Annotated in this window: 20 protein-coding genes and 2 pseudogenes; 9 read left to right on the top strand and 13 right to left on the bottom strand. The window is 71.1% G+C overall.

Annotated features, from left to right (window positions below; genetic code table 11):
• Nucleotide 1: 1 nt before the first annotated feature.
• Nucleotides 2-184: a DUF6104 family protein gene (locus OG338_RS21100; RefSeq protein ID WP_003961784.1), complete on the top strand. Its 183-nt coding sequence runs from the start codon at nucleotides 2-4 to the stop codon at nucleotides 182-184.
• Between the two features lie 21 nt (nucleotides 185-205).
• Here the strand turns inward: OG338_RS21100 and OG338_RS21095 are convergent, their stop codons facing one another.
• Nucleotides 206-1,030: a hypothetical protein gene (locus tag OG338_RS21095; protein ID WP_405938801.1), complete on the bottom strand. Its 825-nt coding sequence runs from the start codon at nucleotides 1,028-1,030 to the stop codon at nucleotides 206-208.
• A gap of 160 nt (nucleotides 1,031-1,190) precedes the next feature.
• Between OG338_RS21095 and OG338_RS21090 the strand changes: the two genes are divergently transcribed.
• The gene (locus OG338_RS21090) at nucleotides 1,191-2,048 is read left to right on the top strand and encodes a DUF4097 family beta strand repeat-containing protein (RefSeq protein WP_405938800.1); all 858 of its coding nucleotides are present in this window, start codon (nucleotides 1,191-1,193) and stop codon (nucleotides 2,046-2,048) included.
• A gap of 1 nt (nucleotide 2,049) precedes the next feature.
• The gene (locus OG338_RS21085) at nucleotides 2,050-2,994 is read left to right on the top strand and encodes a helix-turn-helix transcriptional regulator (RefSeq protein ID WP_405938799.1); all 945 of its coding nucleotides are present in this window, start codon (nucleotides 2,050-2,052) and stop codon (nucleotides 2,992-2,994) included.
• A 26-nt stretch (nucleotides 2,995-3,020) separates the two neighbouring features.
• Here OG338_RS21085 and OG338_RS21080 read toward each other — a convergent pair whose 3' ends face one another.
• The 4 genes from OG338_RS21080 to OG338_RS21065 all read right to left on the bottom strand — a co-directional run bounded on the left by OG338_RS21080 (nucleotide 3,021) and on the right by OG338_RS21065 (nucleotide 6,189).
• Complete coding sequence (locus tag OG338_RS21080; protein ID WP_405938798.1) at nucleotides 3,021-3,593, bottom strand: Clp protease N-terminal domain-containing protein; 573 nt, start codon at nucleotides 3,591-3,593, stop codon at nucleotides 3,021-3,023.
• Nucleotides 3,593-3,802: a helix-turn-helix domain-containing protein gene (locus OG338_RS21075; RefSeq protein WP_018102716.1), complete on the bottom strand. Its 210-nt coding sequence runs from the start codon at nucleotides 3,800-3,802 to the stop codon at nucleotides 3,593-3,595. The genes OG338_RS21080 and OG338_RS21075 overlap by 1 nt, the downstream gene beginning before the upstream one ends.
• 31 nt (nucleotides 3,803-3,833) lie before the next feature.
• Nucleotides 3,834-4,805 carry a zinc-binding dehydrogenase gene (locus tag OG338_RS21070; RefSeq protein ID WP_405938797.1) on the bottom strand — a complete coding sequence of 324 codons (972 nt, stop codon included), beginning with the start codon at nucleotides 4,803-4,805 and terminating at the stop codon, nucleotides 3,834-3,836.
• A gap of 172 nt (nucleotides 4,806-4,977) precedes the next feature.
• Nucleotides 4,978-6,189: an NADP-dependent malic enzyme gene (locus OG338_RS21065; RefSeq protein WP_383306381.1), complete on the bottom strand. Its 1,212-nt coding sequence runs from the start codon at nucleotides 6,187-6,189 to the stop codon at nucleotides 4,978-4,980.
• A 525-nt stretch (nucleotides 6,190-6,714) separates the two neighbouring features.
• Between OG338_RS21065 and OG338_RS21060 the strand changes: the two genes are divergently transcribed.
• The 3 genes from OG338_RS21060 to OG338_RS21050 are packed head-to-tail and all read left to right on the top strand — an operon-like array spanning nucleotide 6,715 to nucleotide 9,426.
• Nucleotides 6,715-7,683, top strand: coding sequence for an ABC transporter substrate-binding protein (locus OG338_RS21060; protein WP_405938796.1), 969 nt, complete (start codon nucleotides 6,715-6,717; stop codon nucleotides 7,681-7,683).
• 28 nt (nucleotides 7,684-7,711) lie between these two features.
• On the top strand, nucleotides 7,712-8,668 hold the full coding sequence (locus OG338_RS21055) for an amino acid ABC transporter permease (protein ID WP_405938795.1): 957 nt from the start codon (nucleotides 7,712-7,714) through the stop codon (nucleotides 8,666-8,668).
• Nucleotides 8,665-9,426, top strand: a complete 762-nt coding sequence (locus tag OG338_RS21050) for an amino acid ABC transporter ATP-binding protein (RefSeq protein WP_405938794.1) — start codon at nucleotides 8,665-8,667, stop codon at nucleotides 9,424-9,426. Before OG338_RS21055 ends, OG338_RS21050 begins: the two co-directional genes overlap by 4 nt.
• Nucleotides 9,427-9,514: 88 nt before the next feature.
• Here the strand turns inward: OG338_RS21050 and OG338_RS21045 are convergent, their stop codons facing one another.
• Together OG338_RS21045 and OG338_RS21040 are read right to left on the bottom strand one after the other, a co-directional pair.
• Nucleotides 9,515-10,291 carry a hypothetical protein gene (locus OG338_RS21045; RefSeq protein WP_405938793.1) on the bottom strand — a complete coding sequence of 259 codons (777 nt, stop codon included), beginning with the start codon at nucleotides 10,289-10,291 and terminating at the stop codon, nucleotides 9,515-9,517.
• Nucleotides 10,288-10,776 carry a SigE family RNA polymerase sigma factor gene (locus OG338_RS21040; protein WP_405938792.1) on the bottom strand — a complete coding sequence of 163 codons (489 nt, stop codon included), beginning with the start codon at nucleotides 10,774-10,776 and terminating at the stop codon, nucleotides 10,288-10,290. The genes OG338_RS21045 and OG338_RS21040 overlap by 4 nt, the downstream gene beginning before the upstream one ends.
• 208 nt (nucleotides 10,777-10,984) lie before the next feature.
• Here OG338_RS21040 and OG338_RS21035 point away from each other — a divergent pair, with 208 nt between their 5' ends.
• Complete coding sequence (locus OG338_RS21035; protein ID WP_405938791.1) at nucleotides 10,985-11,614, top strand: CGNR zinc finger domain-containing protein; 630 nt, start codon at nucleotides 10,985-10,987, stop codon at nucleotides 11,612-11,614.
• Here OG338_RS21035 and sodX read toward each other — a convergent pair.
• Nucleotides 11,518-11,976, bottom strand: a complete 459-nt coding sequence (sodX, locus tag OG338_RS21030; protein ID WP_405938790.1) for a nickel-type superoxide dismutase maturation protease — start codon at nucleotides 11,974-11,976, stop codon at nucleotides 11,518-11,520. The genes OG338_RS21035 and sodX overlap by 97 nt on opposite strands.
• Nucleotides 11,977-12,126: 150 nt before the next feature.
• On the opposite strand from sodX, the gene sodN reads away from it, so the two are divergent.
• Nucleotides 12,127-12,522 carry a superoxide dismutase, Ni gene (gene sodN / locus OG338_RS21025; RefSeq protein WP_405938789.1) on the top strand — a complete coding sequence of 132 codons (396 nt, stop codon included), beginning with the start codon at nucleotides 12,127-12,129 and terminating at the stop codon, nucleotides 12,520-12,522.
• A 7-nt stretch (nucleotides 12,523-12,529) separates the two neighbouring features.
• Here sodN and OG338_RS21020 read toward each other — a convergent pair.
• Nucleotides 12,530-13,025, bottom strand: a pseudogene (locus tag OG338_RS21020) (tyrosine-type recombinase/integrase); the annotation flags it as partial.
• Here OG338_RS21020 and OG338_RS21015 point away from each other — a divergent pair.
• A pseudogene (locus OG338_RS21015) lies at nucleotides 13,008-13,196 on the top strand (mobilization protein); the annotation flags it as partial. The pseudogenes OG338_RS21020 and OG338_RS21015 overlap by 18 nt on opposite strands.
• Nucleotides 13,197-13,227: 31 nt before the next feature.
• Here the strand turns inward: OG338_RS21015 and OG338_RS21010 are convergent.
• Genes OG338_RS21010 through OG338_RS20995 form a run of 4 tightly spaced genes read right to left on the bottom strand, consistent with a single transcriptional unit; the run spans nucleotide 13,228 to nucleotide 16,941 of the window.
• Complete coding sequence (locus OG338_RS21010) at nucleotides 13,228-14,721, bottom strand: hypothetical protein (RefSeq protein WP_405938788.1); 1,494 nt, start codon at nucleotides 14,719-14,721, stop codon at nucleotides 13,228-13,230.
• Nucleotides 14,722-14,775: 54 nt separating this feature from the next.
• A complete protein-coding gene (locus OG338_RS21005) occupies nucleotides 14,776-15,321 on the bottom strand; it encodes an HAD domain-containing protein (protein WP_405938787.1) in 546 nt (181 codons plus the stop codon).
• Nucleotides 15,322-15,336: 15 nt separating this feature from the next.
• Nucleotides 15,337-16,029: an SAM-dependent methyltransferase gene (locus OG338_RS21000; RefSeq protein ID WP_405938786.1), complete on the bottom strand. Its 693-nt coding sequence runs from the start codon at nucleotides 16,027-16,029 to the stop codon at nucleotides 15,337-15,339.
• Nucleotides 16,030-16,941, bottom strand: a complete 912-nt coding sequence (locus OG338_RS20995; protein ID WP_405938785.1) for an aminoglycoside phosphotransferase family protein — start codon at nucleotides 16,939-16,941, stop codon at nucleotides 16,030-16,032. It abuts the gene before it with no gap.
• Nucleotides 16,942-16,969: the final 28 nt, after the last annotated feature.

Raw genomic sequence — 16,969 nt, 5'->3', positions numbered from 1 at the left:
CATGTACTTCACCGACCGCGGTATCGAGGAGCTGGAGAAGCGGCGAGGCGAGGAAGAGGTCACGTTCGAGTGGCTCGCCGAGCAGCTTCGTACGTTCGTCGATCTCAATCCCGACTTCGAGGTGCCGGTCGAGCGCCTCGCGACCTGGCTGGCCCGTCTGGACGACGAGGACGAGGACGAGTAGGGGTTCACTCCCCGGTAAGGGTCACTCCCCGCCGGGGTGCCCTCCGCGTACGCGGTCGTACGCGAGTCCCAGCGCCCCGTGCGCCATCAGGAGCACCCCGGCGAAGGCCCAGCCGCCGCTGCGCCGGGCCGCTCCCCACAGGGCGAGCGGCAGTCCGGCCGCGAGCTGGGCGCCCGCGAGGGCCCGTGCCCGCGGGCCCCGCACCCACGGTCCGAGCCGGCTGTGCTCCACCGCGCCCAGGTCGACCCTGACCGCGTCGCGCCAGCCGGGCCATTCGATGCGCTCGGCCCCTTCCCACGCCTCGCTGCCGGGCTCGCTCCCGGCCGGCAGCGCGAGGCCGGTGCGGCCGAGCACGGCGAGCAGCCCGCGCAGCCGGGCCCGGGCGTCGGCGTCCGGGTCGGGCCGGGTGAGCGCTTCGAGCGACTGCACGTCCAGTACGGGGTCGAGCCCCAGCCGCTCGGCGAACGTACGCATGGCCTCGTCCTCACCGGCCGGGGTGCCGTCCGCCAGCCAGACGTAGCCCACGGGGCGGCGGAATCCCGAGGCCAGCGTGTATCCGGCCCGGTCGCCGTCCCACCACAGCGCGAGCACCGGCCAGGTGGAGCCGACGGCGAGCGCGGTGGCCCAGCCGCCCAGCACCCGGTCGACGGGCTCGGCCCGCTCCCCCTCTCCCGCCCTGGCCCGGCGGCCGCCCTGCCAGGGCTCCCCCTCCGGTACGAGAACGCTCCAGCCCGGTCCGGCCGGCGCGAGCAGCAGCGGTTCGCGGAGCAGCTGCGCGACCGGGCGCACGGCGTCCGGCACGGTCCGGCACAGCAGCAGGGCACCCACGGGTGAGGTCGCGTCCATGCCTCACACCGTAGGACACCTTGCCCCTGCTTGCGGGGTTTTGCGCACCCCGCCCACCCGCACCGGAGTCCGTTTTCTTGACTTCCCGAAGCCGCGATATATCGTGTTCTTCAAGAGACGCGATATGTTGCGTCGTCAGTGCTATCGGGAGGTCAGATCCATGCCTGTCTCGACGTGGGCCGTCGCCGAGCCCCGGAAACTGACCTTCGAGGACCCCGTGACCGCGCTGAAGGTGCGCGTCGTCAACGGCACGGTCAACGTGGTCGGCACCGACGAGCCGACCGCGCGCCTGGAGGTCTCCGCCATCGAGGGCCCGCCGCTGGTCGTGACGCAGGAGGACGGCGTCCTGACCGTGGCGTACGAGGATCTGGCCTGGCAGAACCTGCTGAAGTGGTTCGACCGCAAGGAGTGGCGCCGCAGCGCGGTCGTCTCGCTCGCGGTGCCCGCCGGCTCCTCGGTGGAGGTCGGCGTGGTCGGCGCCGGGGCGTTCGTCTCCGGTGTCCGGGGCCGTACGGAGGTGCGTGGCGTCACCGGTGACACCACGCTCGTCAAGCTCTCCGGGCCGGTCGGCGCGGAGACGGTGTCGGGCAGCATCGAGGCGCAGTCCGTCACCGGGGACCTGCGCTTCAAGTCGGTCTCCGGCGAGCTGACGGTGGTCGAGGGCGCGGGCGCCTCCGTGAAGGCGGAGTCCGTCAGCGGCGGCATGGTGCTCGATCTGGACCCGACCGGGAAGCCCACGGACATCCGGCTGACCACGGTCTCCGGCGAGATCGCCATCCGGCTGCCGCACCCCGCCGACGCGCGGGTGGAGGCGAACACGGCGAGCGGTTCCGTCTCCAACGGCTTCGACGACCTGCGGGTCAGCGGCCAGTGGGGCGCGAAGAAGATCACCGGCACACTGGGCCCCGGCACGGGCACCCTGCGGGCGACGACCGTATCGGGGTCGATCGCGCTGCTGCGCCGCCCGCCGGCCGAGGAGGAACCGTACGACACCGAGCAGACCGGGAAGGTGCTCTGACATGCCCCCCGTATTCGCCCACGGCCGGCTCCGGCTGTACCTCCTCAAGCTGCTGGACGAGGCCCCCCGGCACGGCTACGAGGTGATCCGCCTCCTGGAGGAGCGCTTCCAGGGCCTGTACGCCCCCTCGGCCGGCACGGTCTACCCCCGGCTCGCCAAGCTGGAGGCGGAGGGCCTGGTCACGCACGCCACGGAGGGCGGCCGCAAGGTCTACTCCATCACCGACGCCGGCCGCGCCGAACTGGCCGACCGCACCGGGGAGCTGGCCGATCTGGAGCTGGAGATCCGCGAGTCGGTCTCCGAGCTGGCCGCCGAGATGCGCGACGACGTGCGCGGCGCGGCGGGCAAGCTGCGCAGCGAGATGCGGGCGGCGGCCGACGAGTCGCGCCACACGCCGGGCGGCGCTTCGGGCGGCAGGGACCCGTTCGGCGACCACGAGACGTGGCGTACCGCCAAGGACGAGCTGCGCAGGGCCAAGCAGGAGTGGAAGGAGCAGGCCCGCCGCGCCAAGGACGAGTCCCGGCGCGCCCGCCAGGACGCCCAGCAGGCCCGCCGCCAGGCGAAGGAGGCCCAGGACCGGGCGCGCGAGCAGATGCAGAACGCCGCCCGCCAGGTCCAGGAGCACTTCGCCCGGGGCGACTGGCCGGCCGGGGTCCGCGAGGGCCTGGCCGAGATCACCGGCCAGCTCGGCGGCTTCGCCCGTACGGGGAGCTGGGGGCCGCACGCCAAGCCCGACCCCGCCGGCACCGAGTGGGCCCGGGACACGGCCGGCACGGGCGACCCGGCCCGCGACCTGGACCGGCTGCTCGACCGCTTCCGCGACGAGATCCGCGACGCGGCGAGAGACCACGGAGTGACGGAGGACCAGCTCACGGAGGCCCGCCACCACCTGGCGACGGCGGTCGCACAGGTGGGGGCGGTGCTGCGGGGGGACGGGGAGAGCTAGGGCCTGGACGCGGGCCGCCCGCGGGGTCAGCCCGCCTTGCGGGCCTCGCCGTCCGCGCCTCCGTTCCCGTACAGCGCGCGCCCGGCCGAGGCGTACGTCACCCCGTGGTCCGCGAGCACGTCCGCGACGGGGCCGGGGTTCGCGGTGAGGGCCAGGAGGAGGTGTTCGCCGCCGATGAAGCGGTCGCCGCGTCCGAGTGCGACGCGCAGCGACTTCTCCAGGGTCTTCTTGGCCTCCCGGGAGAAGGACGGGCGGCCGGCCCGGCGGCGGCCGCCGCCGCCCCGCAGGGCCCCTTCGCCGTGCGCCTCCTCGATGCGCGAGACGACGGCGGTGAGGTCGATGCCGATGTCCGCGAGCGCGTCGGCGTCGGCCCTGCTCATGCCGCCGCGCCGGCCGGCCTCGGCGAGCGCGGCGGCGACGGACTCCCTGCGGTCCACGAGCCCCAGCGCGGTGAGCGCGAACGCGGCCCGGCCGCCTTCCCGGTCCAGCAGGGCGAGCAGCAGATGTTCCCCGGTGACCGCGCCGGCCCCGGTCCGCTCGGCATGGTCCACGGCGCCGGTCACCGTGGCACGGGCTTCCTTGGTGAATCGCTCGAACATCAATGCCTCCCGTACTTCTTGTGCACGGCCTGCCTGCTGACGCCCAGTTCGGCGGCGATCTCCTGCCAGGACCAGCCCTTGGCGCGGGCGCTTCTGACTTGTACGGCTTCCAGCTGCTCCAGCAGCCGCCGCAGCGCGGCGACCGACCGCAGCCCCACCCGGGGGTCGCGGTCGCCCGCCCGCTCGGCGAGATCCGTTGCTTCGGTCATGATGTCAACTTACATTGACACCTCGACCTTGTCAACCATTGTTGACAGTGAGCACGATCTTCCCGAACTGGTCGCCCGCCGCGAGGCGTTCGAAGCCCTCCCGGGCGCGGTCCAGGGGCAGCACCTCGTCGATCACGGGGCGCACGCCGGTCGTGGCGCAGAAGGCGAGCAGGTCCTCCAGCTCGTCCTTGGAGCCCATGGTCGAGCCGACGACCTTCAGCTCCAGGAAGAAGATCCGGGTCAGCTCGGCGTGCGAGGGGCGGTCGCCGCTGGTCGCGCCGGAGATGACCAGCGTGCCGCCGGGGCGCAGCGACTTGACGGAGTGGGACCAGGTCGCGGCGCCGACCGTCTCGATGACGGCGTCCACCCGGTGCGGCAGCCGGGCGCCCGCCTCGAACGCCTCGACGGCGCCCAGCTCGACGGCCCGCCGGCGCTTGGCCTCGTCCCGGCTGGTGGCGTAGACCCGCAGCCCGGCCGCCCGGCCGAGCACGATCGCGGCGGTCGCGACCCCGCCGCCGGCGCCCTGCACGAGCACCGAGTCCCCGGGGCGCACCCCGGCGTTGCTGAACAGCATCCGGTACGCGGTGAGCCAGGCGGTCGGCAGGCAGGCGGCCTGCTCGAAGCTCAGCTCCCGGGGCTTGGGCAGCACGTTGTACGTGGGAACGGTGACCCGTTCCGCGAACGTGCCCTGATAGCGCTCGGTGAGGATGGACCGGGGCTCGTCCGGCCCGACCCCGTGCCCGGTCTGCCCGATGACGGAGTGCAGGACGACCTCGTTGCCGTCCTGGTCGATCCCGGCGGCGTCGCACCCGAGGATCATCGGCAGCTTGTCCTCCGCGAGGCCGACGCCGCGCAGGGACCAGAGGTCGTGGTGGTTGAGGGAAGCGGCCCGGACGTCGACGGTGGTCCACCCGGGGCGAGCCCGCGGGGCTGGGCGGTCGCCCAGTTCGAGGCCGTTGAGGGGGTGGGCGGGGTCCAGGGCGGCTGCGTAGGCGGCGAACATGCCGCCGACGATAGGCGTCACCGTACCGGTACGTAACCGCCTGCGACTGTGACCCGCACCGCGCGCCGGGGGCGCCCGCACGAACGCCGGAGGGGCCTGAAGTGGCCTCGGCCAGATCAAGCCCCTCCGGCGATTGAGGAGCGGGGGTCCGGGGGCAGCGCCCCCGGGAACGTCAGCGCCGGGCCACACCCTCCGCACGTGCCGCCGCGGCCACCGCGGCCGTCACCGCCGGAGCGACCCGCTCGTCGAACGGTGACGGAATCACGTAATCCGCCGCCAGCTCATCGCCGACGACGTCGGCCAGCGCGTTGGCCGCCGCGATCTTCATGCCCTCCGTGATCCGCGACGCCCGCACCTGGAGCGCCCCCGCGAAGATCCCGGGGAAGGCCAGCACGTTGTTGATCTGGTTCGGGTAGTCCGACCGCCCCGTCGCCACGACGGACGCGTACTTGTGGGCGATGTCCGGGTGGACCTCCGGGTTCGGGTTGGCCATCGCGAAGACGAAGGCGCCCGGCGCCATCGAGGCGACCGCCGCCTCCGGCACCGTACCGCCGGAAACGCCGATGAAGACGTCGGCGCCGGCCAGCGCCACCTCCAGGGGGCCGGAGATGCCCGCCCGGTTGGTGAGCTCCGCCAGCTCGCGCTTGACGTCGGTCAGGTCCTCGCGGTCCCGGCTCACGATGCCCTTGCGGTCGGCGACGGCCACGTCGCCGAGACCCGCCTCCAGCAGGAACTTCGCGATGGCGACCCCGGCCGCACCGGCGCCGGAGATCACCGCGCGCAGGTCGCCCAGGCTGCGCCCGGACAGCTTCGCGGCGTTGCGCAGGGCGGCCAGCGTGACGACGGCCGTGCCGTGCTGGTCGTCGTGGAAGACCGGAATGTCCAGCCGCTCCTGGAGCTTGCGCTCGATCTCGAAGCAGCGCGGCGCCGAGATGTCCTCCAGGTTGACCCCGCCGAAGGAGGGCGCGAGCCGGACGACGGTCTCCACGATCTCGTCCGCGTCGGTGGTCGCGAGCGCGATCGGCACCGCGTCCACCCCGCCGAACTGCTTGAAGAGGATGGCCTTGCCCTCCATCACGGGGAGGGACGCCTCGGGACCGATGTCGCCGAGGCCGAGCACCGCCGTGCCGTCCGTGACGACGGCGACGACCTGCGACTTCCAGGTGTAGTCGTGGACGAGCTCCGGCTGCTCCGCGATCGCGCTGCACACCTTCGCCACGCCCGGCGTGTACGCGAGGGACAGGTCGTCCCGGTCCCGGATCGGGACGGTGGCCCGCACGGCCATCTTGCCGCCCCGGTGGAGCGCGAAGGCCGGATCGAACGGCTCGTCGGTGGTGCTGTCGGTACTGCTGTCGCTGCGAGGATTGACGATCTCCGCTGCCATGGTGTTGACCCCTTAAGTCTTCATCGTTTGAGGGTGGCCACTCCTGGTTGAGGAGGGGTGGGCGGACCCGCGTACGTGCCCTGCGCCTGGCGGTTGGCCCGCCCCGGCAGGGGGAGATACGTACGCGCGGGCGCGCCGCACACGCGCCCTGAGCCCCGGATGAGGGGTGTAAAGGTCTTTCTTACCGGACGGACCTGGTCACGGACGAGTCCATATGCGCTCCGTGACATGACTCATACCTGGCTGCCATTTCAACAGGTCAGCCTTGTGCCGGAGCTGAGTCCGGCACGCGAGACGCGCCGCAGATCCTCCGGCCGTGAGAAGGAAACCCCATAAAAGGTCCGGCCTTGGTGTACCGGCCTCAAGAGGTTCGGGGATCGCCCGTTATCCGATTTTGACATGCCGGGCCCCCTGTTCGGGCTAATCCGCATGGCAACATGCCGTAATCACACAAGGCGGCGACACCCGACGCCGCGTGCCATTACCGCCTGGCGAACCATCCCCACCTGCCGGAGGAACCCGAACATGACCGCACGCTCCACCCGTCGTACGGCCGCGACCACCCGCATCGCCGCGGTCGGCGCCATCGCGGTCGCCGGCACCATGCTGCTGACCGCCTGCGGCGACCAGACCAAGAACAACGACGCCGAGTCGACCAAGGCCGGCACCGGCACCTCCGCCGGTACGTCCTCCCCCGCCGACCTGCTGCCCGCGGACATCAAGTCCAAGGGCGTCATCCGGGTCGGCTCCGACATCGCCTACCCGCCGGTCGAGTTCAAGGACAAGTCCGGCAAGACCGTGGGTATCGACCCCGACCTCGGCGACGCGCTCGGCAAGGTGCTGGGCGTCGAGTTCAAGTTCGAGAACGGCACCTTCGACACCCTGGTCACCGGCCTGCGCGCCAAGCGTTACGACGTCGCGATGTCGGCGATGACGGACAGCAAGGAGCGCCAGGAGGGCATCGACCCGGAGACGAAGAAGAAGGTCGGCGAGGGCGTCGACTTCGTGGACTACTTCACCGCCGGTGTCTCGATCTACACCAAGAAGGGCGACGACCAGGGCATCAAGACCTGGTCCGACCTCTGCGGCAAGAAGATCGCCGTCCAGCGCAACACGGTCTCGCACGACCTGGCCAAGGACGAGTCCAAGAAGTGCACCGGCGGCAAGAAGGTCGGCATCGAGCCGTACGACACCGATCTGGAGGCCCAGACCCGGCTCCGTTCGGGCGGTGTCCAGGCCGTTTCCTCCGACTTCCCGGTCGCCGCGTACGCCGTGAAGACCTCGGGCGGCGGCAAGGACTTCCAGATCGTCGGCGACCAGGTCGAGGCGGCCCCGTACGGCATCGCCGTCGCCAAGGGCAACGACAAGCTCACCCAGGCCATCGAGGCGGCCATGAACGAGATCATCAAGAGCGGCGAGTACGACAAGATCATCGCCAAGTGGGGCGTCGAGGCCGGTGCGGTCACCGAGGCCAAGGTGAACGGCGGGTCCTGACCGGATCCCGCGCTGAAAGGCATCAGCCGTGACTGACATCAAGAAGACGGGACCGGCCGACGAGCCGCCCGCATCCGCCGCCACGGCGGCGGCACCCGCACCGGAGGCCATCCGGGCCATCCCGGTCCGGCACTACGGCCGGTACGTCTCGGCGCTGGTCGCCATCGCCGTACTCGCGTCCCTCGTCTACGCCTTCAGCCAGGGCAAGATCAACTGGGGCGCGATCCCGGACTACTTCTTCGACGACCGCATCATCGACGGTGTGGGCCAGACCCTGCTGCTCACCGCCCTGTCGATGCTGATCGGCGTGGTCGGCGGCGTCCTGCTCGCCGTCATGCGCCTGTCGAAGAACCCGGTGACCGCGTCGATCTCGTGGTTCTACATCTGGTTCTTCCGGGGCACCCCGGTCCTGGTGCAGCTGTTCGTGTGGTTCAACCTGGGTCTGGTCTTCGAGTACATCAACCTCGGGCCGATCTACAAGGACTACTGGTCCAGCTTCATGACGCCGCTGCTCACGGCGCTCCTCGGACTCGGCCTCAACGAGGCCGCGTACATGGCGGAGATCTGCCGGGCCGGTCTGCTCTCGGTGGACGAGGGCCAGACCGAGGCGTCGCACGCGCTGGGCATGAGCCACGCCAAGACCCTCCGGCGCGTCGTGATCCCGCAGGCCATGCGGGTGATCGTGCCGCCCACGGGCAACGAGGTCATCAACATGCTGAAGACGACCTCGCTGGTGGCGGCGGTGCAGTTCTACGAACTCTTCAAGAACGCCCAGGACATCGGGAGCGGTTCCGGTTCGCCGGTGGAGATGTACTTCCTCGCCGCCGCCTGGTATCTGATCATGACCTCGGTGCTGAGCGTCGGGCAGTACTACCTGGAGCGGTACTACGCGCGTGGATCGAGCCGCAGCCTGCCGCCGACCCCGTTCCAGAAGCTGAGGGCCACCGTGCTCTCGGTGGGCCGCCCGAAGGGAGGCATCGCATGACCGCGATGGTGAAGGCCGAGGGCGTCCACAAGTCCTTCGGCACCGCGCACATCCTGAAGGGCATCGACCTGGAGGTCGCCCCGCGGGAGGTCTTCTGCCTGATCGGCCCGTCCGGTTCCGGCAAGTCGACGTTCCTGCGGTGCATCAACCACCTGGAGCAGATCAGCGCCGGACGGCTGTACGTGGACGGCGAGCTGGTGGGCTACCGCCAGAAGGGCGACAAGCTCTACGAGCTCAAGGACAGCGAAGTCGCCCTGAAGCGCCGGGACATCGGCATGGTCTTCCAGCGCTTCAACCTGTTCCCGCACATGACGGCGCTGGAGAACGTCATGGAGGCGCCCGTCCAGGTGCGCCGCGAGGCCAAGGCGGTCGCCCGGGCCCGCGCCGAGCGGCTGCTCGACCGGGTCGGCCTGCGCGACAAGGCCGGGAACTACCCCTCGCAGCTCTCCGGCGGGCAGCAGCAGCGGGTGGCCATCGCCCGGGCGCTGGCCATGGAGCCGAAGCTGATGCTCTTCGACGAGCCCACGTCGGCGCTCGACCCGGAGCTGGTCGGTGATGTGCTCGACGTGATGCGGGGCCTGGCCGAGGACGGCATGACGATGATCGTCGTCACGCACGAGATGGGCTTCGCCCGCGAGGTCGGCGACGCGCTGGTCTTCATGGACGACGGCGTGGTGGTCGAGTCGGGCCACCCGCGCGACGTCCTGACCAATCCGCACCACGACCGGACGAAGTCGTTCCTGTCGAAGGTGCTCTAGGCGGTACGGGTGTTACAGGCGTTACGGGCGTTACGGGGAAGGGCGGTACGGACCACGTGGTCCGTACCGCCCTTCCGGCTTCCCCGGGTCACTTCCCCGGCAGCAGCTCCGTACGCAGCACCAGCGCGCGCAGCTGGGCGCGGGTGAGCGGCGGGGTCTTCAGCAGCGGGCCCTGGACGACATCGGCCTGGAAGCCGGTGCTGTCGCGTACGCCCAGCAGGGTGCCGTCCGCCAGGGTGAGCCGGGCGGCCAGCTCCGGCCCCCATTGCGGGGTGCCGTCGCCGTAGTCCATGCCGTCGCTCCAGATGGTGAGCACCCGGCCGCCGGACAGTTCCTCGCGGACGCAGTCGCCGGGGGCCGGCTCCCCGTTCGTCGGGTGGCACAGGTCCACGGCCGGCGCCCCGCCACCGAGCTTCTTCTCCACCGCCTTCGCGTCCATGACGTCGACGGTCAGATAGCCGACTCCGCCGTCCCGCCGGACGGCGTACTGCCCGTCCAGCGGCCCGGTCCTGGGCGGCTCGGGCGGCAGGGGCGAGGCGTGCTTGATGATGTCGGCGAACGACACCTCCTCGACCGCGCCGACCCCCTTCGGCAGCAGCGCGGTCAGCCGCGCGGCCCGCCCGGTGGCGGCGGGCGACCCGTCCGACGAGGCCACGGACGAGGTCTGCGGGCCGGCCGGCGCGGAGCCGGTGAGCCCCGGCACCAGGAACACCCCCGCCGCCACCGCGCACACCGCCGTCCCCGACACCGTGGCCCGCCGCTGCCGGCGGACCCGGGCGGCCTTCGCGTAGACCGCCTCCGTGCTGATGACGGGCCGTCCGGCATCGGCGGCGGCCCTCCCCAGCAGCTCACGCACGTCGTTCATACCCATACCTCCGCCATCTCGGCGCGCAGCGCCGCCAACCCCCGAGCCGCGTGGCTCTTGACCGTGTTCTCCCGCATCCCGAGCGTCTCGGCCGTGGCCTCCACGCTCAGGTCCTCCCAGTAGCGCAGCACCAGCACCGCCCGCTGCCTGGGCGTGAGCCGGGCGAGCGCCGCCCGTACCGCCAGGCCGGTGTCGGTGTCGGGTGCCTCGACGGCTCGCTCGGGCAGTTCCCCGTACGCCTGTTCGCGGCGCCAGAACCGGCGGCGGCCCGCGATGAAGGTGTTGACCAGGGTCCCCCGCGCATACGCCTCGATGTTGTCGAGCCGCCCGTGCCGCCGGCCGCCGAGCACCACCTTGACCAGGGTCGTCTGGACCAGGTCCTCGGCCTCGTGCCGGTCGCCGCAGAGCAGGAACGCGCTGCGGAACAGGGCGGTACGTCTGTCCTCCACGAAGGCGTGCAGCGCGGCGTGGTCATCGCTCCGCATCCGGTCGTCCCTCCCCCGGCCCGCGGGCGCGGACCGTCTCACCCTTCCAGTGCGGTGGCCGGCCCGGCGGGTTGCGGCCCGCGCGGGGTGATTTCGGGGCGCCTCGGCCTCCCGAACACCCCACCCCTCGCCCGTAATACCCTGTAGGCTGAGCGACCCATTACGCCTGCTTCGCACCGCCCCTGGCCCGACGCCGTAAGGACACCTCGTGGAACTCGCCTATTACGCGGACTACGCCGTGCGCCTGGTCAACACCGAGCAGCCGGCCCGGAACACGGACACCCTCACCTCCGTCGACGCGGTCCGTGACCTGTTCGGCCCGAGCGGCTCGGCGGCCCGCCGGGCGACCGACGCGGATGTGACCCGGTTCCGTTCGGTACGGGCCCGGCTGCGCGCGGTGTTCGAGGCGGCCGACACCGGGGACGAGCGGCTGGCGGTGGACCGGCTGAACTCGCTGCTGATGGAGTTCCCGGTCAGCCCGCAGGTCTCCGGGCACGAGGAGCGCGACGTGGACGGCAGGCCGGACTGGCACATGCATCTGGCGGACCACCCGTCCAACGCCACCGCGGGCTACGCCGCGATCGCCTCCATGGGCCTGGCCTTCCACCTCACCTCGTACGGCGTGGACCGGCTCGGCCTGTGCGAGGCCGCGCCGTGCCGCAACGCCTATCTGGACACCTCGACCAACCGCTCCCGCCGCTACTGCTCGGACCGCTGCGCGACCCGGGCGAACGTGGCGGCCTACCGGGCCCGCAAGCGCCTGGAGACGGAGCGGGCCGCCGAGACCGGGCGCAGTGCGGAGACCGCCCAGGTCACCACCCCGCGCACCGAGCGCTGACCCTTCGTCAGCGGCCGGTACCGGGCCCGGGCCCGGGCCAGCACCAGCTCCTCGGGCACCGCCCCGTAGTCCGTGCTGTCCCCGCCCGCGTAACTGTTGTCCCCCAGCACCCACCAGCCCCCGGCCCGCCGCTCCACGGCCCGCTTCACCACCAGCAGGTCCTGCTGGAACGGGTGGCGCAGGATCACCACGTCACCGGGGCGCACCGGCGCCCCGTACTGCACGAGCAGCCAGTCCCCGTGATAGAGCGTGGGCACCATCGAGGGCCCCGTCACCTCCACCACCTGGAACGGCACCCGCCCCGCCAGCCCGCGCACGGGCTGCTCATCGGCCGGCTCCGGCACCTCCGGCACCTCCCTCATCTCCGTTCCCCACAGGGTTTCGTACATTCGGCCACTGGTCCCACACTCATCCCGGACTTTTGGCCTAAGCCCCTGGGGGCACTAGCTGAAACGGGCTTCTCACGGAGTAATGTCCCACCTGAGAAGACGATCACGAGGAAGGACAGCTCAATGCTCTCCCGCCTGTTTGCCCCCAAGGTGAAGGTCAGCGCCCACTGCGACCTGCCCTGCGGCGTGTACGACCCGGCCCAGGCCCGCATCGAGGCGGAGTCCGTCAAGGCCGTCCAGGAGAAGTTCCAGGCCAACGAGGACCCGCACTTCCGGGCCCGCGCCGTGGTCATCAAGGAGCAGCGCGCCGAGCTCGCGAAGCACCACGTCTCGGTGCTGTGGAGCGACTACTTCAAGCCCCCGCACTTCGAGAAGTACCCGGAGCTGCACCAGCTGGTCAACGACGCCCTGAAGGCCCTCTCGGCCGCCAAGGGCTCGACCGACCCGGCCACCGGCCAGAAGGCGCTGGACCTGATCGCGGAGATCGACAAGATCTTCTGGGAGACCAAGAAGGCTTGATCTCTGGCTAGGCCGTCTGACCTGCGGTTTCGCTGGTCATGTCGCCTACCTGTCCGCACCCGGTCCGCAGGCCGCCGAGAACGGCGTCCATCACGGACCGGGTGCGGTCTTCTTCCCCCGGCCACAGGTGCGCGTAGATCCGCAGCGTGATGACGGCGGACGCGTGGCCGAGGACCATCTGGACCTGCTTGACGCTCGCGTCGCCGGCGATGAGCGCGGAGGCGTAGAAGTGCCGCAGGTCGTGGGTCACCAGGTGCGGCAGCTCGACGGGCTTGCGGGCCCTCGTTCTTGGCCGCCTCGCTCTCCTCCGCCTGGAGCGCCCTACGGGCGCAGTTCCACTCGGTCTTCCAGCGGCGGTAGTTGAGGGGCTCCCCCTCCTCCATCGTGAACAGCCACTCCGTGGAGGGGCGCGCGGCGAGGTGTCCGAGGAGCGCGTCGGTGACGACCTCCCCGACGGGGACCGTCCGACGTGACTTCGCGGTCTTCGGCGGGCCGACAGCGCCGAGCGCCCCGCCGAGGTCCTCAACTGGCGCATCACCGCTCAGCCGAACCGGCGGAGGCAAGCGGCTCGCAGCCGAAGCATCACCAGCGAAACGACGTCCACGTCCGCCAGGCCGCGCCCTTCAGCTATATCAGTGGTCAGGAGGCCCGAAGAGCGCAGCCGACACCGCTGACGGCCTGGGCAGATGCTCTCGCCACGCCCTTTCAGGCGTAGTTCCACTCTTCGCTGGGCAGCGAGTGCCACAGGTCGAGCCAGTCATGGAGCAGGAAGAGCGGTCGGGTCAGGACGATGTCGCCGGCCCGCTGGGACCTGATCGCCAGGCCGAGGTCGTGGAAGACCGGATCGGCGGCGGGGCTGTACGTCAGGCTCCCGGACCGTGTTGTCCGGTGGACGAGCCAGTCCTCCACGTGGGAAGGTGCGCAGCCGGTCAGCGGGGCTGCGTCCAGTCTCACCTGGGGGCCGGTGAGGGCGTTCACGGCGACACACCCGAGGCGGCCTCCCTCAAAGAGGGCTCTGACCCCACTCTCTGCGAAATCAGCGTAGTTGAGCTGTTGGTCTTCGCCGTGACTGGAGTGGGACAAGACGACCGGTTCTTCCCCGAGGGCGCTTGTGATCTCCTTCAGGGTCATCCCGAAACGCAGGGGGCCGACTCCTACGTACGGCGTGAACGTCCACTCGGCGCGCTCCTCTTCCCTGGCGATCCGCCAGGCGCCGAGGTACCCCGCCTCGCTCCCCGGATTGGCAATGGGCGGCTCGGGTGCTGACTCGTGAGGAGCCGCCTGTAGTGGCGCGGTCCGGTCCTCACTCCGGCGGCTGAGTTGTTCCGGAGCTGCAGTGTCCTCGGGTTGCTCTTCCAACCAGCGGATCGCCTGCTCCTGGCCCTCCCCGAACGGGTCGTCCGCCAGAGCGTGTGCCCTGTTCAGGGCCGCGTGATGGTCCCTCTCTGCGGCGACGAGATCGGTGACGTCCTCGCCCCAGGCTGCCAGGCGCTCCCGGGCGATCCACCGGTAGTACGAGTCTGCGCTCACAGCGAGGACCGTACGGACGGCGGGTGCGTATCGGGGGACAGCCGGCGCGAGCGCGGGGTCGGCCAGGAGCAGGGCGGTGGCCGCGAGCGCGGCCTCTCTCACCAGTGGATCATTGGCATCACAGAATTCCGCGATGCGGACGTGAAGCACTGGCCGTGCCGCACGGGCAGCGGTCAGATCCTGCGCGGCCCCGGCACCGTCCTCGATGTCCAGGCGACTGATGTCAGCGAACGAGGCCAGCCAGTTCAGCAGTTCGGCGCGGAGCGGTCGTCGGCCGGCCCTGCGCCCCCATCGGTCCTCGGCGAGGGTGCGCGGGTCGTCGAGAAGGCGAGTGAGGACCAGGGCCGCCGAGGCGGTTGCCGGAAATACCCGCGCCCCGTTGAGAAGCAGTTGGTACAGATCCTCAACCGCTCGCACTCGGTGGGCCGGGTCGTCGGCGAGCACGGCGCCGAGGATGTCCGGTGTATCGGGCACACCGTGCAGGCCCGTGCAGATATGTGGCAGGTCTTCCCAGGCTGTTCCGGCGAGCTCCGCCCGTGCTGCGGGTGGCAGGGAGCTGACGGGCGTGTTGGGAAGGTCTGGGGTTGTTTCGTTGATCACAGCCGCAGTGTTCCAGCCGACTCCGACATTGGCGTTGCCGATGCCTGCCACGAACCGCAGGCGGCTCACGCACGAGCAACACCCTGATGCCCTCGCTGCTCGTGGCGGCGAGGGCATCAGTCGTCAGACGGCGCGGGCTGTGGGTGACTGCGAGACCCACTTCGTCACCTCGGTCAGATGCTCGGGTTGCAAACCGAGATGTTGGTCGGGCTGCACGAGGAGGGTCGGCGCTCCTCTGGCGGTGCGCTCCGCCGCCCAGGCGTGGTCGAGGCCGGTGAAGTCGTCGTCGATCCAGACGGCGGGGGCGTCTGCCAGCCAGACGTCGACGTGGTCGCGTTTCCAGAGGTAGCCGTCAGGGTGGCTGGTGGTGATCTGGGGGCGAGGCAGGTCGAGGTATGGGAAGTCGGGCAGCCCCAGGAGAGGGCCGATGATCGTGGTGGCGTCCTTGCGCCAGCTCGTGCACCACACGGGGGTGACGAGTTCGCTGGTCAGGAGGTCGGTGAGAAGGACGCCGTGGCTCGGGTCGAGCCAGATGGGCACGGGGTCGTCGGGGTGTCGGCCGGCGGGCAGGACGGTGTGGCGGACGTGCGTGGGCGGAGTGCTGCCGTCGGCGGCCGGGAACGGGATGAGGACGCCGTCGATGTCCAGGAGCAGGTAGGGCAGGGGCATCGTTGTTTCTCTCGGTCAGCGTTTGCGGGCGGTGATCAGGAGGGTGGTGGGCCACGGGTCGCGGCGCGGGTGCCGCAGCTCCAACGCCGAGGTGACGCGCAGGCCGGTCCGGGAGAGGTGGGCTTCCCAGCGGCGGGAATCGAACTCCCATCGGGCGAGGGGCAGTCGGGTGCGGTCGGGCATGGTGACGTAGTCCTCGCGCGGACCGTCGTCCGTGGATGGATGTCTTCCGGCCCGCGCCGGGTGAGGGACGGAGAACGCCAGGACACCGCCCGATTTCAGGCGTCGGGAAATGGCAGCGAGGAGGAGCTCGGGGGCGACGAGGCCGACGGCACCGAAGACGGAGTAGATCGCGTCGAAGGTCCGGCCGGTGGCCTGCAGGTGGTGCAGTGCGTGGCCAGCAGCGAATGTGGCGCCGTCAATGTGGCCGTAGTGGGAGCGGGCCCGACGCACCTGGAGGACGACCAGGTCCACGCCGGTGGCGCGGGCCTGGTGGTGCTTCGCGAGGTGGGCCACGTTGTGGCCGGGGCCGCAGCCCAGCTCCAGGACGCGTTTGCCGTACAGGTCCCGGCCCAGAATCTCGGCGCCGGGACCGATGCCCGCGTGGGTGCTCCATTCCATTCGGGCCGGTGCGGTGAGGGCGTGCGCGGGGGCGGCGGCTGTGCGCTGGGCTGCGTGGGCGTACCAGGGGGAGATCTGAGCGAGCACCTAGACCTCCAGGAGTTGGACCACATCGCCCAGGTGGCGACGGACAATCGGGATGTACGCGGGGTCCTTGGCCGGGTCGTCGATCCAGCGGATGGCCTGCTCCATGAACCACTCCACGGCCCACATGCGGTGCCAGCCCAGGGCCCATGCCTCTGCGGCCAGTCCGCCCCGCGCGGCGAGGGCGTCTTCATGACCGCCTGCGGTGACGTACTGCTCCAGGAACACCCGCATGCGGAAAGGGCTCGGCACGTCGGTGGTGCCGTGGTACGAGGCGAGGTCGATCAGGCCGGGGCCGGTGAAGGCGCGTGCGAAGTCGAGGAGGTGCCATCCGTTCTCCCCGATGTGGACGCTCGTGGGGTGGAACTCGGAGTGCACCCAGCCGAACGGGTCGAGCGTCGCCCCCTGGACCCGGGTCTCGGCTGCGGCGGAGATCTTCCCCAACGCCGTCTCGATGTCGTCGCAGTCCGTCCATCGGTCGGCTTTCTGGAGCCGCTGGAGGTGATCGAGGGCCCGGCCGGGCAGGGCCGCGAGGCCCGCCCCGTCGAGGAGGGGTAGACCGCCCGCCGGGCGGGCGGCATGGAGCATGACGGCGGCGGCGACGCCGTCGAGGTCGTCGGCGTCCCGTACGAGGGTGCCGAGGTCGTCCATGAGCATCCCGAGCCACTTGTCCTGCATCGCGGTGGCGTGGAGCGCGGGGACCGGGAGCCCGCTCTGGTATGCCGCCCGCAGGGCCTGCGCCTCGCGGTCGAAGGGCTCCTTGGCGTACTTGAAAACGGCTGTGGTGCCGTCGGGGAAGGTGACGCGTTCGACGCCGGACATGCCCCAGACGCGAATCTCGGCACGGTTGGGGAGGGGCTTGCCGACGAGGGTGCACAGGTCGTCCAGCAGGGTGGCGGACAGGCTCTGGTCCATGGGGGTCTCCAGGGGCTGGTGGGCTCCG

This window comes from Streptomyces sp. NBC_00726, from assembly GCF_045161735.1.
Classification (GTDB): domain Bacteria; phylum Actinomycetota; class Actinomycetes; order Streptomycetales; family Streptomycetaceae; genus Streptomyces.
The sequence above is the reverse complement of the archived record's forward strand: the minus strand, read 5'-3'. Positions and strand labels throughout refer to the sequence as shown.

Bases quoted from the DNA above. Each gene is read 5' to 3' on its own strand.
- OG338_RS21100 (WP_003961784.1), top strand. From the start codon at position 2: ATGTACTTCACCGACCGCGGTATCGAGGAGCTGGAGAAGCGGCGAGGC.
- OG338_RS21095 (WP_405938801.1), bottom strand. From the start codon at position 1,030: ATGGACGCGACCTCACCCGTGGGTGCCCTGCTGCTGTGCCGGACCGTG.
- OG338_RS21090 (WP_405938800.1), top strand. From the start codon at position 1,191: ATGCCTGTCTCGACGTGGGCCGTCGCCGAGCCCCGGAAACTGACCTTC.
- OG338_RS21085 (WP_405938799.1), top strand. From the start codon at position 2,050: ATGCCCCCCGTATTCGCCCACGGCCGGCTCCGGCTGTACCTCCTCAAG.
- OG338_RS21080 (WP_405938798.1), bottom strand. From the start codon at position 3,593: ATGTTCGAGCGATTCACCAAGGAAGCCCGTGCCACGGTGACCGGCGCC.
- OG338_RS21075 (WP_018102716.1), bottom strand. From the start codon at position 3,802: ATGACCGAAGCAACGGATCTCGCCGAGCGGGCGGGCGACCGCGACCCC.
- OG338_RS21070 (WP_405938797.1), bottom strand. From the start codon at position 4,805: ATGTTCGCCGCCTACGCAGCCGCCCTGGACCCCGCCCACCCCCTCAAC.
- OG338_RS21065 (WP_383306381.1), bottom strand. From the start codon at position 6,189: ATGGCAGCGGAGATCGTCAATCCTCGCAGCGACAGCAGTACCGACAGC.
- OG338_RS21060 (WP_405938796.1), top strand. From the start codon at position 6,715: ATGACCGCACGCTCCACCCGTCGTACGGCCGCGACCACCCGCATCGCC.
- OG338_RS21050 (WP_405938794.1), top strand. From the start codon at position 8,665: ATGACCGCGATGGTGAAGGCCGAGGGCGTCCACAAGTCCTTCGGCACC.
- OG338_RS21045 (WP_405938793.1), bottom strand. From the start codon at position 10,291: ATGAACGACGTGCGTGAGCTGCTGGGGAGGGCCGCCGCCGATGCCGGA.
- OG338_RS21040 (WP_405938792.1), bottom strand. From the start codon at position 10,776: ATGCGGAGCGATGACCACGCCGCGCTGCACGCCTTCGTGGAGGACAGA.
- sodX (WP_405938790.1), bottom strand. From the start codon at position 11,976: ATGAGGGAGGTGCCGGAGGTGCCGGAGCCGGCCGATGAGCAGCCCGTG.
- sodN (WP_405938789.1), top strand. From the start codon at position 12,127: ATGCTCTCCCGCCTGTTTGCCCCCAAGGTGAAGGTCAGCGCCCACTGC.
- OG338_RS21005 (WP_405938787.1), bottom strand. From the start codon at position 15,321: ATGCCCCTGCCCTACCTGCTCCTGGACATCGACGGCGTCCTCATCCCG.
- OG338_RS20995 (WP_405938785.1), bottom strand. From the start codon at position 16,941: ATGGACCAGAGCCTGTCCGCCACCCTGCTGGACGACCTGTGCACCCTC.